The sequence below is a fragment of the Pseudoalteromonas maricaloris genome (assembly GCF_024746855.1).
Lineage (GTDB): Bacteria > Pseudomonadota > Gammaproteobacteria > Enterobacterales > Alteromonadaceae > Pseudoalteromonas > Pseudoalteromonas maricaloris.
This window is the reverse complement of the sequence record NZ_CP024626.1, coordinates 650,387-667,453: the sequence shown is the minus strand read 5'-3', so window position 1 is coordinate 667,453 and position 17,067 is coordinate 650,387. Positions and strand designations below refer to the sequence as shown.

Genomic DNA, 17,067 nt, shown 5'->3' with positions numbered 1-17,067 from the left:
GAGCTAATTTTTTATTTTATAATTCCTACCCAAATGTAATGCGGCGCGAGAAATTAGATAAAAAGGCATTTGTTTTTGGACGAGCTAATTAAACTCGTCCATTATGTTAAATAGTGATGTTTTAAGCTGTATTGAGGTGTTCTTTTAGCCTCTCGAACGCAATCAGCTTTGCTTCTTCCATTTCTAATTCGCTATCAACTTTAAACTGTAAAATTGATACAAATTTATTTGAGTGTTTGTGCTCTGGATTGTAATAAGGGTTCAGCAACTTTAGCTCCTCTATTGCATCAAAGTCGTCATCGAAAGCTTGCTGATCTTTAAACACCAGAAATTGAGCTTGAACCGTTGCTGCCTTTAGAGACTGTTCAAGCTGTTTTGATTTTAGGTTTAACTCAATAGTTGATGAGTTCGAAACTATGAGCTTTGATAGAGTTATAAAAACATCAGTATAGATTGTCCCGTTTCGAGCTGTGTAATTACTAATTATCATCTTTATTTTCCACCCATAGCTCAGCTTGCTTTAAGCCAGCAAGTCTGCCGGCTTCCATTAATTCTGACTTAGTCACAGAGCAAGGATTATTGTCCGCTAGTACCCAAACTATCTCGTCAGTATCGGACATAAACTGGCAGGCTCTGGCCATTCTATCTTGACTAGCTTCATCACCGTCAAAAACCTTTCCATTTAGCTCGACTTTGATGTTAGCAACGTAATTAGTACGTTGTAGCTTGAAAACCTCCCTTCTGAAGGGGGACAGAACTGCCTCGACAGTTCTAACTGCGGGGCGTTCCGGCGCAACTGGTAGCGGCTTTGGTTCGTTACCTTCTGCATCTTGCGTGGTTTCAGGCAGTTCAGCGTTGTATTGCTCCACAGCCTCTAATTCTACTAGGTAGTCAAGATAGGACTTAGCCCAATCCCATTGCTCCTGTTGAATCTGTATTTCAGCAAAACGCTCTAAATCATTCAATTTCCCTTTTCTTACAAGTTCACCGATATCTTTTCCAATAGGGCGGGGAATTAATTGAGGTAACCCATGTTCACCTAACAGTGGAATATCATTTTGACCAAGCTTTATAAAAAAAATAATTGGCTCTAGGTTATTTATCATTTTTCACCCACCCTAATGGTTCTATAGTACAGGCCGTACCAACCAAAACGGTACAACCATTTTCATCGAGCATAGTCGTTTCATAATCACTTATATGAATTTTACTGTCATCACCCCAACCAATTTCGCTATGAACCAGCTCAGTGAATGCATAATAAATATAGACTTGAGAGTTATGTTCAGAAAAGTAAGTTAGAGCTTTCATGCCAGGCGATGATTGAGAAGCAAGTTTAATTGGTGCATGCTCACATTCTCTACTTGGGATATCATCTAAAGTCAGTGATAACGGTCGTATATTTGAAATCAGCAGTGGCACTTCTGGTACAATCGGACCGCCATTGAAAACCTCACCATTCGCCACATTCTTTGTCAGTGAGTAATTAAATAGCCTACCTAAATTGTCATGATAGTATGCTGTTGAGAATACAGAATCAGTCGAGTTGTAAATTCTGTTATTTGCCGCACTTCTTGTCATGACCGCCATGGTTTTGTAAATAAAAATTTCTATAAAGTTATTGTTCTCGACAAGAGAGCTTACTGTATTTGACTTTACATCAATGTTCACTGAACTTTTTGACCATGTTACTCCATAATCATCCGAAAAGTATCGACGGTGATCAGGATGCGCACTGACTGGTCTAGAGAGCTTTATGGGCCCTTGATGCGGTTTAGTGTAAGTGCCTATCCAACCATCCTTTAAATCATTACACATCATAACGCTCGTTGGACTAGCGACAACTTCCATGTGGCTATATAAACCGGATACTGATATAGCGTAAGACGGTAGATAGCCCATTTTGCTTCCAATAAGCATAATATCAACCTTTAAATTATCAGCTTCTCCTGATTCAATTATTCTCGGCGACTTCCCTGCAATGATCAGCACTAACCGGCTAGAACTTGGATGATTGGAGATTAGCATTTCATGCCAATCCCCAGATGACAGTGATTGATATTCATCAGTGAAGACTACACCAACCCAATTTGTGACCCTAAGGAGCACTCTTTCACCAAGCCCAGAGTTTACAACTTTTTCTGGCAAAGCTTCACCATCAAAATATAAAACCTGACTACTTCTTGAAGGCGCTATTCCTACCTTCAATGGGCTAGTTAGTAGTTCTCTACCTCGGAATGCCCCTCTTTTTACGTCAAAGTCTTTATTGAACAATTCAGCTTGTGATACTCCCCAAGCTGAGTATCGCATATCAATGCAAACACCTCCTTGGCCACTAGAATAAATTGCGTCAAACGACCTTTCATCTGGGCGCCCTGATACTTGCCCAATCCCTCCCGTAGATTCTTGATAGCCAGGGGTTGAAGCGCTTCCCTGTACAAAGCATTCTTTTTTTTCTGATATCGAATGAGCGCTTTCATCATCCCATGTAGCCCCCCCGTCAATATCTTTGTTTTTTATTAGTTTAGTACCAAGAGGGTTAAAGCTTGGATGATACGCTCCTTGATTTAACCGGTTAACAGTGCCACATACTAAAAAATAACACTCTTCTCCGTAAGTTTTCTCTGGTTGGGCTGTGAATATCCCAAGATGAGGTGCAGGGTTATACTGGTGATTCAAAGTTGCCGCGTAATATTGCCCAAGTCCTCCATTTTCGGGTCTAACGTCTAAGTTACCTTTTGGCGGAAGCCTTTGATTTATTCCTGATGAGGACATTTGCAATTGCCCGGTTCGCATTGATGTTAAATTCCACCAGTCTCCATTACCATTGCCCGCAAATGAACAACCGGCAACACTCCATTGGTAGAATTTACCCGTATTATCATCGAAAAAGATATTATTATCAGGGTTTTTAGCTATAACCTTTCTTTGCGATTCACTAGCCGTTAACCAATTAACACCTCTACCTATTGTCGCCTCATCACCTTTGTACCATGCAAAATAACTTTTAGGTCTTGTTAAATTTTGTTGAGTTGGAACCGAATCTATCTTAGTGAGCTCACTTTGAATAAGACCGTATGCATAAACATAGGGATCATTCTCATTAATTTCCCTCAGAAAGACTTCAAACCCCCACATATCAACTCGATCTGTAACAACTTTATTCGTTTCTGTAACACTTGCAAATGCGACTTCAGCTGAAGAGTGTTTAACGCTTTGCCCTATCAAAGTATCAAACGTTCTTGAGCCGTCCTCTGGAGGGGGAAATTTAATTGATGCGTGATGATAGTCTAAGATATCTTTAGTTATTATTTTTGTAGTCACACCTGCGATATTGATAATCGCGCACTCTGATTTTGATTTGCAGTCACCTGCAGTCGCTAGCTTGTTCCTACCCATTAGTATAAGGTTTGCAGTAGCTGGATCTAAGAAGCTCCCAAATGACTGTAGCCCCTCATTTATAGAGGTTGAATTTGCAGAGTTGTGCATTCCAAAGTGCACAAATCCACTGGCAGCGAACATTTCATTATTTACAGCGCGGATAGCTTCAAAGGTAGATTTGCGTATCGCGTAAGGGTGGGGGTGGGTTTCATCAATTTGCATTTGCGCATCTGCCATTAGCTGGCGCAATGTTTTTACCGTGCGGACTGAACCATCAGGGTTGATAAAATCAACTGTCCCCAATTGCGTTTGCCAGTCCTGCATTGCCTGGTTGTTTGCTTCTATGTCAGCTTGTTTGCCTTGAAACTGCGTAAGCAGCTGCTCTTGACCAGTTGCGACTTGATTTAGTGCCGAAACGGCGTCTTGTAGGGTGTTTGGATCTGCCATTGTTCACCTCAAAATAGATCGTTGATTTGTTGAGTGGTTAATGTGCCGGCTAATACGGCACTAAATGCGGTGTTCAGGTTTGAATTAATCGATACAAGTTGTTCGGTGGCCAATACTGCAATAGCACTATGGGCCCGAGCGTGTAACTCAGATAGATGGATACGTATAGCAACAGCGTCGATGGTATTTTTATGCTGTGTAACAACAGAGGCTGTAGCTGTTACTTCAACTGCAGTGCTCAATACACTCAGCTCTGAATCGAAAACGTTATCTGCAGAGACGATCACATTGTTTTCAGCGACTACTGCACGGTGCTTATGCTCCAGTACCTTTGCTTCAACGGTTTGTATTCCCGAGTTAAAACGTGTCATTAACTGATTTAATGACGATACTCGGTCATCAATTGTCCGTTGTATGCCTTGCGCAAAATCGGTTATTTCAGATTTGGTTTGGTTTGCATGTGCTGTTGTTTGTTGAGCACTTTCTTGTACGGTGCTTGCTGCCGTATTAATACTATTAACCGCTTGGGTAGAAGCGCTTTCAAATTCAGCCTTCAGAGTTTGAATTTCACCTTTAATCGTAGCGCTTTGGTCTTGAGCCTCAGTTGCTTCACTTTGTGCCAATACAGCTAACGAGGCTGCTGCCAGTGCTTGTTCTTGATTTAACTTGGCCTCAGTAGCACTTTGATTTGCTGCGTTTTTATACTCATAACTAGCCTCAGCGTTGTGAGTTATCGTATTTAGGCTCTGTGCTACCTCAGCCCTGGCTTGTAACACTTCACTGTGTTTGAGCACCACCTCATTGTGCTTTTGAGTAACGTTGTTATTTGCGCTAACAACAAACTGATATTGTGACTCAAAAGTGGTAAGCCTTGGCTCAACAGTGGCCAAGGTTGTTTGGTTTTGCTCGATGGCAGTTGCCATTTGCGCAAGCGCGTCGCTCGCTTCCATGGCCACTTGGGCCAATGCCGCTATCTTAGCCGGGGTGGGTATATTAACTTGCTCGCCCAAAAAGCCAGTAACAGGGTAGGTGTCTTCGTTGGACTCAAACCAACCGGTCATCTGTTGCTCGCGCGTAAACCACTGGGTTTGTAAATCAGCAACACGCTGCGCTAGTTTTGCAGTAACCGTATCAGTAAAGTTTTGTACAAGCCCATATTTTAAATTTGAAGCTGAAGCACCAGGCTCAAATACAGAGCCATCTAGTTGCTTAACCTGCAGTGACGAGTCATCCACCACATTTACTACCTGCAGGATGCGGTCTTGTCCTTCGTAATGCACAAACAGTAAATCTGCTTTTTGCGCCTTTGCAACTTGTACAAAGTAAGTGCCATTGCCAGTAATTGTGCTGCTATTCGCAGTGATTGAAATAGTACCGATGCTATAGGCCATAGCTAACCTCGCTTGTAGATGACAGCGACCTGTTTAACTTGATCTGCTGATTCAAAAATGACGTTGTGACGGGCTTGAGCTAGGGTATATCGCTCTTCAGATTGAGTAGGTTGGCGCATCCCTTTCCCTGGCATTGAGCTTGCGCAGATCAAATCACCCGTTTGAAGGTTTCCGCCTTCACCGCATACGTTCATCGCGCCTTCACCGCCGGCGTTAAAACTGGCAATGTCGTACAAATAGGCAAGTTGCTCCCACTCATCAAAACCGACAAGGCCAGCGGGTTGTCTATCGGTAAGCGGCCTTCTGCGGGTATAGATACCTCTTACCGTTACCTCCATCGGAGTAGAGCTGAGTTTGGCTGTGCAAATAGCATTGGAGATATTTGCGATGTGCATTAGTTCGTCATCACACAAAATATCACCAACCTCTGGCGTTACTTCTATCGGGAGTAAGCACTCGTGCGCTGAGGTATGTGGGCCAATCTCTCCTTGTGTTGCATAAAACGCCCAGTCTTTTGCTGTGGCTCTTACCCCTATATAGCTAGCCTTCACATCTACGCCTACCGCATACTTTCGAGTGTCAGAGCCTGCAGTTACGCCGGTAACTTCTGCATAATTCCCATAAAACGCTCCCGTTTGGGATATGCTCCATTGATACACACCATTTTTAAAGCCCGCCATCCCACCATTACGAGACCGTATAACATGCTCTGCACTGGTATATGCATCACTCGCATACCATTCAAACGTTTCAGCTGCGAACTTAACCTTACCCGGTGTTACATCCATGCCAGTAACAAAGCCGTTATAGTTCACCCCAATTTCTGCACGGGCCTCAAGTTGGCCCAAGTGGTTTGCATGAGCGCTGAGCGTTAAATGTGCACTAGCCGCATCGTTTTCTGCATTGGTGACGCGGCTAGTAAGCCCCTGAATAGCGTTAGCATTACCCTCAGCTGTGGTTTCAACACTACCAACGCGGTAGTTGAGTGCGCTCAGGCCATCATCTAAATTGCCAGCGGTTTGCTGCAACGAATTGATAGCGAGGTAGTTGCCGTAAATATCACTCTCAGCACTATTCACCCGCTGGTTTACTGCGGTAACTTGACCGTCGACTTGTGCTGATAGGGTAGAGATAGCACTGGATATGGCCCCATCAGACTCAGATTTTGTATAAAACTGGTTGTTGAGGTAGGCGAGGTTACTATCCATTTGCGACTGTAGCTCTAGTTTAGACGCAGAGATGGCGGCGTCTGTGTCTACTGCGGTGTAATAGTAATTTTCTAAATGCGCAAAGTTATCATCTGCTTGTGAGCTTATCTGCTCAATGCGCGCACTGAGGGCAGCATCTTCACTCGCCATGGTTTGCTCAACCGTAACAAGCTTGCCTGCGTTCTCACCAACACTGGACTCAATCGCACTAAAGCGCTGCGCATTCGCTTCGTTTTGCGTCGCACTGGTTTGTTCAATGTTGACTATCTTGCTACTGTTATCACCCACGCTAGACTCAATGGCCGACATTCTCAGTGCTGCGGCCTCGGTTTCTGTTGCGAGTGCTTGCTCAACCGTAGTTATCTGCGCCTTGTTTTCACCAACTTCAGCGGTTAAGTACGATACTCGCTCACTGAGTGCAGCGTCCTCTGTTGCAACGGTACGTTCCAGCTCGCTTAACGTTGCTGACGCGTTTTCCAGTGATGACTGCAGTAGGGTGATTTGTTCTTGAGTGACTGCGCCATCCTCATCGATGCGAGCAATAATGGCAGCGGCTTTTTGGTTAAACTCACCACGAGACTGCAAATTAGCAACCAGTGCGGCGTTATCAGCAATGGCCTGCTCTAAAATAGATTCAGCCACGGCATCAACAGCGGCCAAATTGTCCTTAATCTTATTAATGTCACCCACGGTTACGCCAGCTGCATTAAACGACTGCCGGCTCAGTACGCCATTGTAAATCGCAGTAATAGTGAGGTGGTTTGTGCCTTCCCCTTCATACGCTAACTCAATCGGGTGAACTTGAGCCTGGTCTTCAATTTCAATACTAATGAGTCCATTGTCCGGCTCTAAATGCACCTTGAGTATCCGCTCAGATAAAACGTTTTTTGAAACTTTATCAACAGCCTTAATCGTTACGGTATTTGTAAGTGATGGGGGCAACCAATTTGTGGCAAGTGCCGTCCAAGTAGCTTGCTGAGATACCCCAAAAACCACGTCTACCACCTCAACAGGCGCTTTGGCCTTTTTGGTAATAACCACAACTTCTGCCCAGGCGCTTTTATTTTTATGCGTTACTGCTCGGCACTTTGCAGCGTAGTGCGTATCTGGCGCTAGATTGTTTTTGGTCAAAATAGGAGTCCGCACCGCAGGCGCTGGGTTGGGTTCATCAGCAAGACCTAGCCATACCCACTCAGCTTGTACACCAATCGCATCACCTATATCGGCCGTGAGCATCGCGCTATTGTCAGTGGTCTCAATATCTATGGTGGGCGCTGTGGGCACATCTAGTGTAAACGTGAGTGCATTGGCAACGCTTGCTTTACCCAACACGTTAACCGCTGTCACTAGAGCATGGTATTGGCCAACTTGTAATGGGGGTAACACCGCCTCAATGTAGTTGACTCGTTGTGAGTGCACCTTTTGTGTTTGTCCATCAACCGCACGTTGTATAACAACGTTAAAATGCTCTACGGCCTCAATTGCACCATACTCCCAGCGCAGAACCACATAACCATCCTCCCGGGTGTTGACTGAAAGCGCCTCAACTGGCAATAACTGACCAGGCACATAATCCGTATTGGGTGTTAAATCCTCAACACCTGGCACCATGCCATCAGCCCAAATCCCAGGGCTATCTTCAATACAGCGGATAGTCACGCCACGGTCGAGCCTAAAACGGCGGTCTATTACACGATAGATTTTATTATTGATGTGATACTCGGGGATATTTACCTTGATAGTGCGACCAACAGCCGCACGTAGGCCGGTATGCCTAAGCGGTAGCTCAATGGCACCTAAGCGTGTTTGCTCTAGCTGTATTGCTGCAAGTCGCTGAGCTGTAGCACTGCTGCGTACAAAGGGGAGAGATAGCGTTTGCTCTAACGGCTGGGCGTCTTGCTCTAAGTAAGATTGTGCAATCACTGGCGGCGCATCTGTGCGCTCATAGTTTTGTTTGGGGTCAACAAATTGCGCACGTACAGTATTGGCACGCTCGCGCAAATCCGCGTGCCATTTTATTTTTACATCGCCTAGCACATCCGCCATGGTGACGGTGTAGGTGGGTGCACCATACCAGGCACCAACACGCACATACCACTGGCCCATCTGGCGGAATACTTTGCCGGCAAAGCTACGTTCAAGTTGCTGTAAAACCTCAAGTGGTCGAGACGTAAACGCAAAGGTACCGTTTATTGTGTAGCGTGGCTCTTTATGAGTTACGCCTTGGCTATCGGTGTATTCGGCATCTTCGTCGCACACATTAGCCGCAGCTATCCACCAATTCATAGGCAGGTGACTAACCGGCACTTGGTTTGCCCCATAAAACCTAACGTAGTGCAGGGTACATAGCACTGCATTTTGTGACCACTTCCATGTATTTCTATCGTCTGGGTCTTGGCTTGCATCTCGTGGGTCCCACACACGTGCACCACGAATTAAAAACTCGCAGTCGCTCACGCCATCTGGGAATACTTCACGATTGTTTTCAAGCTCTAAAAAAATGTGCGCTTGGTCACGGCCAATGTGCTTATCTGTCCAACCCGCCATTTTTTGCACCGCAACAGTAATCGCTTTGGTGTGGCGGCCATCTGCAACAGCATAATTGTATGAGGCGCGGGGGTAACTGCTGAGCGGTTTGTTTGCAATGTACACATCTTCCAGTGCATCAATTGGTGCGCCATTAATCAGTATAATGAGTTGTATAAACTCTTTTTCATCTCGTGTTTTGGTTGCTTGGTGTGCAATCACGCCCCCCACACGGTCGCGGCCAAAGGTGATACGCCTTGGTTGGTCAATGCCTTTTTGTAGCCCTTTTGCGAGTGTCGCAACATCCTGCTCAGGCTGAGTTTGGTCAGGCATCAAACCACTAAACAGTGCACCAACGCCTGTAATATCTAGTATGCCGCCAACAACGTCACCAACCACATCGACTACTTTACTCATGGATAAGCTCCAATGGGTAAACGTAACGCAGCGCATCCAGTGGTAGGGAAGTCACCCCCTCATCAGACACGCAATACACGCAACCAAGGCCTACAATGCCGCCAACCAGCTCACCGTCGTACTCACACAATGCCACATCGCCACGGTCTGCGTAGTCAATCGCAATAGGCGCTACGTTTAAACGGGTTTCAAAGGTCTGTTTAAAGTCGCTTTTAATGATGTTTAAACCCTGTTTAAACGTGGTGTAAGCACCACGCTCTGGCGCTGGGTCAAACCCATGGACATACTTAATCCAATCAGCCACAAACAAACAACAATCAAACTCGCCAAACTTAAATGGCTTGTGCCAGCAGCTTTCCAAATACGCATGCAGCTTAGTGTTTTTGGACATAGCGCCCCCCACCAATACGGCGACCAGGTTGTGTGTCTGGCAAAATAGTACTGTTCGCAGCGGCTTGCTCGTTAAAAAACTCATCCCCCGGGTATAGCGCTTTTTGTGTTGCATCATTCCAACGTTGATGCAATCGAGCTTGCTGCCAGCGTTGAGACTCACCAGTCACCGTTAGCTCAACCTTTGAAAGTGCACCGCGCTCACTATCGCAAGCGGCAACACTGCCACTTTCAATAAGCTGGTAGCCCTCAACGCGGTAATGCTCATCAACCACAACCAGCCAAATATCTACCTCAACCCCAACGGGGTCATTGGCGGCTACTTCACCTAAAATCTCAGAGTTTGGAGTAGTGAGGGTAAGCCGAATATTACTCACAGAGTTGTTGTCATTGGCGGGGATTTCACTCACTTGGCCAAGGGCACCTAGCCCATACCAGGTTTGATGTAAAAAACGGCGTTCACCCACACCGGTATGCAAACGCAAATTGCCTGATTTAAACTTCAGGTCGACAAAATAGCGCGGGTTGCCACGGTCTAACTGCGCGATAAGCGAACTTTTTACCGCCTCCATTAAAACGCCTCCCGCCCACGAATTCGCCAACTGGTTACCACGCCGTTTTTATACTGGGCATCGGCCAAACCTTGCTTATTATCAATCAACCTAAATACGCCAGCAGGGCGAACAAAATAAACAGGGGAGTTATGAGCAGGTATGCGGCGCATGGGCGACTCAAAACGGAGCATAGTCGCGCCAGTGGCTGCAGGGAGTACATTTTCGGTTAAGATTTTTAGCTCAGCCGCTGCACCAGAGCCAATTTGAATTTTTTCACCGGCTCGTGCATAAATTCGCCCAGGTGGTAAATTAGTAACAGCAAGGCTCGCGCCGTCTTGATAACCACCACTAACAAACGCAATGGTATCTAAATGCTCCTGCTCACGGCGATAGTCATGCATCAAGAACCGGCCAACACTGCCACGCAAAGCGGCCAAAAAGCCATCTAGCTCAAGCGCATCGCTTTCTGGCACATTGGTTAGCTCTATATCAAACTCCCAATATGCGCCCTCGTTATCAAACACTTCAGAGGCATTATTAACTTTATTGATGTGAAGCTGGCTATTGGGTACCAGTCTAAAAATGCAAGATTTTGGGGGCTTAGGTAGTGGCAGATGCTCCATTATTTCTCATCGCTCGTGTTCGAATCGTTAGAGCGAGTGTAAAAATTAATGGAGCCAGAGGGAGTAGGGAAAGTGGTTTACATACCAAATAGAGCTTGCTCAAAATACATATCTTTACCTTTAATTTTGCCTGACACGGGTGACATATTCAGCAGAAGGGATAACTTATCATTTGCAACTGTCGGGGCTTTAAAGCTTACGATTTCTAAAAAATAAGGTATTTGACTTTCTTCATTGAGATTAGAGTAAAATGTTTTGTAAAGTAAGCGACTATATGAATCTGATTCTAAGGATGTAAGCAGCCCTATAAGCAACACATAGTGTTTACATGCCTCTTCTACGAAATTAGCGTCAGCAATTATTGCGTGAGCATACAAGCATTGATGGGCATTATTTCGAAAGAGCTTTGGGTTTGACCGTATTTTGCTTACTGAGTGCCATAGACCACTAAATACAGCTTTGTTTGTCATAGTATTGTTTACGCAATCGTCTTGAGATTTTGATATTTGGGTTAACTCTTCATAGTAAGGTAAATTTTTGACATTTTTACGTGCTTTCATCATAACTTTACTGTCTACTGGCGAATCAAGCCACTCATCAATTTCTTTAACTACTGTAGGTAAAACATCTGTTACCTTGTCATAAAGCAAAACACTAGTTTGTAGCGCTAGTTGCTTGTTTGTTTCTTCAAACTCCCTTCTACTAGTATTCCATGTTGCGAAAAGCAGGAAAACAGTCGTAAGAAGAAAGAAAGGTGTGAAAGCATTATTGAAAAATACAGCAACATTCACCCAATCGGATAAATTTTTATTATTCAAATCTATACCAAATACTCCAATAAAAGGCGCAATGATAAACAAAGCCATATAGGCTATAGAAATTAGCAAAATTGTGCCATTTCGATTTGATGTTAATTTTGAAAAATTAGTTAAAAACTTCACTACAAACCTTGAGTTTAACATACGCTCTACTATTGAAATTAAATGCCTCTCTTGCTTTTTCATAAATTTGTCACCACTCTATGCCACACGTCGAATGCTTTGAATAATAACACCATTTTCCTGTATGTCTTGCAGGATCAAACCTCTAATTTGATTTGCCACATCATTTCCGGTTCTTTGTGCACTGGCTTCGTCTGTTGCGCCCTGGACGACGACATGGTTGGTAATGTTAAAGCTTAAGTTGCCACCACCTGATTGTGCTCTGTTCCCTGCGTTGTAGTGGCGGGCCATGGCGCTCACCTCAATGTTTTGCTTGGGCGATAACACCCGCTCACCACGTTGTAGTAGGTAGGTGCTTTCATTTGGTACGTAATCTAAACCACCATGGGCAATACCCGCTGCCGGCTGTTGAGACTTAATTTGGCGAACTTGTTGTAAGCCCATCGCGACGGCGGCAGCTGCTGCGGCCGCACCAAGGGCAGGGCCCACAACCGGAATAGACGCAAGCGATGCATACGCACTGGTAGCAGATTCATACGTTTTAATTAATGCCTGGCTAATGGCAAACGCCTTATACATTTTAAAGGCGGTTTTGCTTTGTTGGCCAAGTGCTTTTAATCCAGCAGCGCCTAACCCCAGAACTGCATCAGACTTTTCAGCGGCGTTTTTCTTCTCCCAGTTGGCAAATTGCATTAAGTGCTGCTGCATTGCACCGGTGTTTTTGGTCTTTAACTGCATCAACCGCTCTTGATGATCCCATTCGCGTTTCTCGACTTCTGAATGGAATCCCTCAGCAGCGAGCAGTTCCTGTTGGCGCTCGATGTCGCGGATTTGGTTATCGGCGTTATATTTAATTTCGCCTGACTCGTCATTAGCCGCTAAGCCAATGGATTGTCTGCGTGCTGCATCGATGCGGGCCTGTTGCCTAGCTTGCTCAACCGCCAGCTCATTTTCATAGGCTGCGAGTGCCTCACGGTTCGCATGGCCCTTAATTTGTGCTATGCGGTTTTCAAGCGCTGCGCGTAAATCATTACGGCGCTTTTCTTCTGCTTGGTTTTGTATGCGGGTTTTGTCATTCTCACGCTTTTGTGCCAGGGCTTTTACGTCTTCAGTGTGCTTTGCGTCTAGCTGCTTTAAAATGGCATCGTATTTTGCTTTATTGGTAGCATCACTTTCACGTGCAGCAATTACCATTTGCCGGCGCTTTTCATGACTTGCCTTTAAGCGCGCTTCTTCATCCAGCAAACTCAGCTGCAAGCGCTGAATGTTTTCAGGTAACGCGGAACTTGTTGAGGTGGCATTTTCCTCCAGCATTTTCCAGTCAATGCTATTGAGGTTGCTATTCAGGTTTGCCGCTTCGTTGGCTAACTTTAACTTTTCTGCGCGTAGCTTTGATTGGGAAGTGATGTAGCGCTCAACTTCCGTTATTTGTTGAGCATAGACAAACTTACTACGGTCACTACCAGATTGAGATTGACGTTTTTTAAGAGTTGCTAGCTTGGTGTACGCTTCCTCAATGTTCTTGGTATAGTTAGCGGCTTCTTTTTGTGCGCGCTTGATTTGGGCCATGCTAGATGCATTGCCTACAGAGTCAAACGCGTCTCCAAGCTCATATAAATGCACTTTTAGTTTTTTGCTACTGGTGCTGGCCTCATCACTTTGGCTAGCAAAGTAAGCTATTGCTAAGCCTGCTGTAACCGCAAGGCCAACAGGGCCACCCAATAACCCCATTGCGCCAGTTAGCGCACGAGTTGCAAAGCTTGCTCTGGTTGCAGCGGTCGTATATGCCGAAGTAGCCGCAGTGTGTACTGCTTGTGCAGCGGCTGCACGTTGATTGGCTAGCGCCAAGTTATGGATGGCATTGGTACGCATCACGGTATTGCGTGCCATGGCTAGTTGACGCTGGGCGGCTTGCTGTTGTTGTATAGAGTGTTGCAGCTCAATAGCGGCGTTGCGCTTGGTTTGTGCAGCAAGTTGAACTTGTGCCTGGAGCGCTTTATGCGTTGAAACTGCGTTAGTTGTAAATGCGGCCGCAGAGCGATACACACTCCCAGCTAAGCGGCTACCAATCACAACCGCGAGTAGGGTGGCCGATGTGGTTAGCCCATCTACAATCTCTTGGTTCTCTCGCAGCGCTTGCATTGCCTCGGTAATGCTGCTCACTACAGTAGTTACTGCAAAGTTTACGGGTTGCTCGTAGTGGCGTATGAGGCGTTGGTACTCGTTGCTCATTTCAGCAAACGAGGCATTGATTTTACCCTCTGTTGCTTCAGCTGCACCGGCATACTCATCAAATGCCTTAATAAGGTACTGTTTAAACATTTGGCTTGTGACTTGGCCGTCATTGACCATTTTGCGCAAGCCACCTCCGGCCAGTCCTGCTGCCTTTTCTATCTTTTGAAGTAGTCCAGGCATAGGATCTGTTATTTGGTTAAACTCTTCAGCACGAATAACACCGTTACCCATACCTTGCTCTAAACCAAATAGACTTTGCTCTAGTTGCACTGCGCTTGAACCTGTTTTAGCAGCAGCGTTTGCATAGCCTTCAAGTATTTTTATACCTTCACTTTGCGTAAGCAGGCCAGACTCTTGTAAGTTTAAAAGCTTTGCGTACGAGTTCGTAAGAGTGGTGTACTTGGTATTGAGTCTATCTGCAGTCGCAAACAAATAGTTTTGAACGGCATTGTACTCTTGAGCAGAACCTGTGAGTCCTTGTAACCGTGTGTCTAAAAGCTGTGCATTGCCTGTATCTCGCACAAACATGGCAGCCGTTCCAAGGCTCACAATAGAGGCAATACTGCCCGCTAACTGGTCATAGCCAGAGCTTAATAACCCCAATTGACTGCCCATGGCAGACTGCTGGCGCATCAACTGTCCTTGGCTTGCTCCTAAACGTTGGTTAGCCGCTACCTGCCGATTTAGTGCTTGGGGTAATTGGTTTAAATCTCGTAGGTTTCTGGCGGTCCCAGATGTAACCGCTCGACCATCATACTTTAAGCGTAACGCTAGGTTCAGTTGGTTTTTCATCGGGCCGCCTTATTAATCCTACTATTAACCGCTCTAATTGTTGCAGCTTGCTAAAATCCGTTGGTGTGAGTGTTATGTCGGCGTAGCGCCAAGCCACTTCTGCACGAGCGTAATCCAAAGCGAGTTCCATGCCCTGTTTACACAACTGCCACTGTGTGCCGGCAGTGCTCAGTGCCAAGACCGCCGTCCAGTTCTCAGGGAGTACATAGAGCGAGTCGGCCTGTGGCTTGGTTTTACTTGGCGCACCAAAGTGGGCTTCATCGTCATCAAGTGTTGAGTTGTTGGTTGCTAGGTCACCCACATACCACCTAGCAACGTCGACTAGTTTTTTTCCTGTACGCGATATTGTGCGTTTACGCATTCAATCGAGAGCCGCCCAGCGATAGCGCCATAACTCAGTAGCTCGTTAAGTACATCGTTGCTAAATGCTACTTGGGTACCGTCATCCACAAAGTTGTCCCAACCAGTCAGTAGTTCGCGCACGATGGCATCATCCTTTTTACTGCCATCGACCAATTTGGTCATCTCAGCTTCTGGTACCAGTTTTATCTTGGCGTCAAACTTAAAATCCACGCCACCAAATGCAAAATTGATGGGGGCTAGGATGGTTGCATTTTTTAATTGCTCTAATTTCTTTAATTTCATTTGGATCACTCAAATACTAACGTTAGTTCATCGTAACCAGCGCCACTTGGCACCAGTTTGCCATCGAGCTCATAGCCCGTTAACTCACTGTCTAAATTGGTGTATTTAGGTGTAGGGAGTTGGTAGCGGCCAATGAGCGTAAACTGTTTACCGGCTGTAGTACCGTGGCTAAACTCAAAGTGCTGCACCTTGCCAATGTCGTTAAATGGGTTGAAATTCCCCAAACTATCAGCACTTACCGTCATTTGGGCTTTCGATTCATGCCCGGTAAGCATAATAGCCTCATGGTTAATGGCGCGGTCGAAGATCACATTATTACCAACATCTACAGTGAGCTTATGCAGCACGCGTGATACCTCATTAAGGGTAAAAGCCGAGGCGCATTCAACGCCCAGCACCTCAGGGCGCTGCCAACGGTTCCAGTCAACAGCTGGGGCTGCGGCCGATTGCACAGGAGGGCTAAACAAGCCTTTAAACTGCCAGTTAAGCTTAGGTATACCTTTTTCCAGATTCAGTGATACATTGCCTAGCATTTCACTGATTTCATGGGTGTTTTGCCCAAAGCGCACTAAAGCTTTGGCTTTGCTCGCATCGCCTAATGCATACGTCACGCTGGTAGCATCGGTTACTTGTACAAACCCACAGGCCAATAACAGTGGTGCGATGGCAGGGGCTTGCCCGGGTGTGCCACACATTGAGAGTGGCGTTTTAAAATTTAAGGTTACGTGCTTACCAAAAATCACATCCAGGCTTGCACCACTGTGTGCGGTTTCAAGCTCATCAGCTTCAGTCTCAGACTCGATGGCAAACTCCACTTCACTGGCATACACGGCATGTTGGCCTGTGAGCGTGGTGCCAAGGGCATCCACTAGTAGTAACTTGTCTTTAAATCGCCAGCTGCTCATGCATCACCTCCTGGTAGGAGAGTGTTGCCCTCAACTTTGTATGCACCGCTTACATCCTGCGTACGGCGCTTTTCAGCCAGTAGCGCAAGCGCATTGTTTGCCACATCTCGCGTTACCTTTTGTGTTGATTCTGACGGCTTGGTTTCTGTTGGTTTAGATTTTGTCATGGCATGGGCCTCGCGTTTACGGTTACGTAGCCGGTTACTTTGAACTGGCACTGGTAAATTAGGGTATTGGTCTTACTGTTAAACTCTACAATCCGGCCTCTGTGGGGTGCTATGGGTTGCCAGTCGTCAAATTTAACGCCAGCAAGCGCCGCTTTTATTTTGTTACGCAGCTCTGCAATTTGGTTATTGGCGTATTGGTTGCCACCATGGCACGGTATTACAATCATCACGGCAAACAGCTCTGTTATGTTGTAAACCTGCTGGCCTGTAACTGCGTCTTCTGGCGCGTAGTCATCATCTAGTGGCAGCACAAATACAGAGGCAGTTTGAATGGGGTTATTGCGCACCTCGTTAAAATCGGCAGCGGCTCCCACGCGTAAATTAAGCTGTTTTAAAAGTCGCTCCACCTTGTTTAAATCAAAATTAAACTGCATTTAAACCTCGT

At 45.8% G+C, this 17,067-nt stretch carries 15 protein-coding genes; all 15 read right to left on the bottom strand.

Annotated elements, in window-relative coordinates; all coding sequences use genetic code 11:
• Window positions 1-121: 121 nt before the first annotated feature.
• Window positions 122-490 (bottom strand): hypothetical protein, encoded by a 369-nt coding sequence (locus CTT31_RS20765; RefSeq protein ID WP_260492423.1) that lies wholly within the window; start codon window positions 488-490, stop codon window positions 122-124.
• Window positions 480-1,106 (bottom strand): hypothetical protein, encoded by a 627-nt coding sequence (locus CTT31_RS20760; RefSeq protein ID WP_260492422.1) that lies wholly within the window; start codon window positions 1,104-1,106, stop codon window positions 480-482. Before CTT31_RS20760 ends, CTT31_RS20765 begins: the two co-directional genes overlap by 11 nt.
• On the bottom strand, window positions 1,096-3,828 hold the full coding sequence (locus CTT31_RS20755) for a hypothetical protein (protein WP_260492421.1): 2,733 nt from the start codon (window positions 3,826-3,828) through the stop codon (window positions 1,096-1,098). Before CTT31_RS20755 ends, CTT31_RS20760 begins: the two co-directional genes overlap by 11 nt.
• Window positions 3,829-3,836: 8 nt before the next feature.
• Complete coding sequence (locus tag CTT31_RS20750) at window positions 3,837-5,219, bottom strand: hypothetical protein (protein WP_260492420.1); 1,383 nt, start codon at window positions 5,217-5,219, stop codon at window positions 3,837-3,839.
• Window positions 5,220-5,221: 2 nt separating this feature from the next.
• Complete coding sequence (locus CTT31_RS20745; protein ID WP_260492419.1) at window positions 5,222-9,370, bottom strand: phage tail protein; 4,149 nt, start codon at window positions 9,368-9,370, stop codon at window positions 5,222-5,224.
• Window positions 9,363-9,761 (bottom strand): DUF6950 family protein, encoded by a 399-nt coding sequence (locus CTT31_RS20740; RefSeq protein WP_260492418.1) that lies wholly within the window; start codon window positions 9,759-9,761, stop codon window positions 9,363-9,365. Before CTT31_RS20740 ends, CTT31_RS20745 begins: the two co-directional genes overlap by 8 nt.
• Window positions 9,745-10,332 carry a hypothetical protein gene (locus CTT31_RS20735; RefSeq protein ID WP_260492417.1) on the bottom strand — a complete coding sequence of 196 codons (588 nt, stop codon included), beginning with the start codon at window positions 10,330-10,332 and terminating at the stop codon, window positions 9,745-9,747. The genes CTT31_RS20740 and CTT31_RS20735 overlap by 17 nt, the downstream gene beginning before the upstream one ends.
• Window positions 10,332-10,937 carry a hypothetical protein gene (locus tag CTT31_RS20730; RefSeq protein WP_260492416.1) on the bottom strand — a complete coding sequence of 202 codons (606 nt, stop codon included), beginning with the start codon at window positions 10,935-10,937 and terminating at the stop codon, window positions 10,332-10,334. Before CTT31_RS20730 ends, CTT31_RS20735 begins: the two co-directional genes overlap by 1 nt.
• Before the next feature lie 77 nt (window positions 10,938-11,014).
• On the bottom strand, window positions 11,015-11,941 hold the full coding sequence (locus CTT31_RS20725; RefSeq protein ID WP_260492415.1) for a hypothetical protein: 927 nt from the start codon (window positions 11,939-11,941) through the stop codon (window positions 11,015-11,017).
• Between the two features lie 15 nt (window positions 11,942-11,956).
• Window positions 11,957-14,905: a tape measure protein gene (locus CTT31_RS20720; RefSeq protein WP_260492414.1), complete on the bottom strand. Its 2,949-nt coding sequence runs from the start codon at window positions 14,903-14,905 to the stop codon at window positions 11,957-11,959.
• Window positions 14,865-15,266, bottom strand: a complete 402-nt coding sequence (locus tag CTT31_RS20715) for a DUF1799 domain-containing protein (RefSeq protein WP_260492413.1) — start codon at window positions 15,264-15,266, stop codon at window positions 14,865-14,867. Before CTT31_RS20715 ends, CTT31_RS20720 begins: the two co-directional genes overlap by 41 nt.
• Window positions 15,227-15,550 carry a hypothetical protein gene (locus tag CTT31_RS20710; RefSeq protein ID WP_260492412.1) on the bottom strand — a complete coding sequence of 108 codons (324 nt, stop codon included), beginning with the start codon at window positions 15,548-15,550 and terminating at the stop codon, window positions 15,227-15,229. The genes CTT31_RS20715 and CTT31_RS20710 overlap by 40 nt, the downstream gene beginning before the upstream one ends.
• A gap of 5 nt (window positions 15,551-15,555) precedes the next feature.
• Window positions 15,556-16,455, bottom strand: coding sequence for a hypothetical protein (locus CTT31_RS20705; protein WP_260492958.1), 900 nt, complete (start codon window positions 16,453-16,455; stop codon window positions 15,556-15,558).
• On the bottom strand, window positions 16,452-16,622 hold the full coding sequence (locus CTT31_RS20700; RefSeq protein WP_260492957.1) for a hypothetical protein: 171 nt from the start codon (window positions 16,620-16,622) through the stop codon (window positions 16,452-16,454). Before CTT31_RS20700 ends, CTT31_RS20705 begins: the two co-directional genes overlap by 4 nt.
• Window positions 16,619-17,056, bottom strand: coding sequence for a phage tail terminator protein (locus CTT31_RS20695; RefSeq protein WP_260492956.1), 438 nt, complete (start codon window positions 17,054-17,056; stop codon window positions 16,619-16,621). The genes CTT31_RS20700 and CTT31_RS20695 overlap by 4 nt, the downstream gene beginning before the upstream one ends.
• Between the last annotated feature and the right edge of the window lie 11 nt (window positions 17,057-17,067).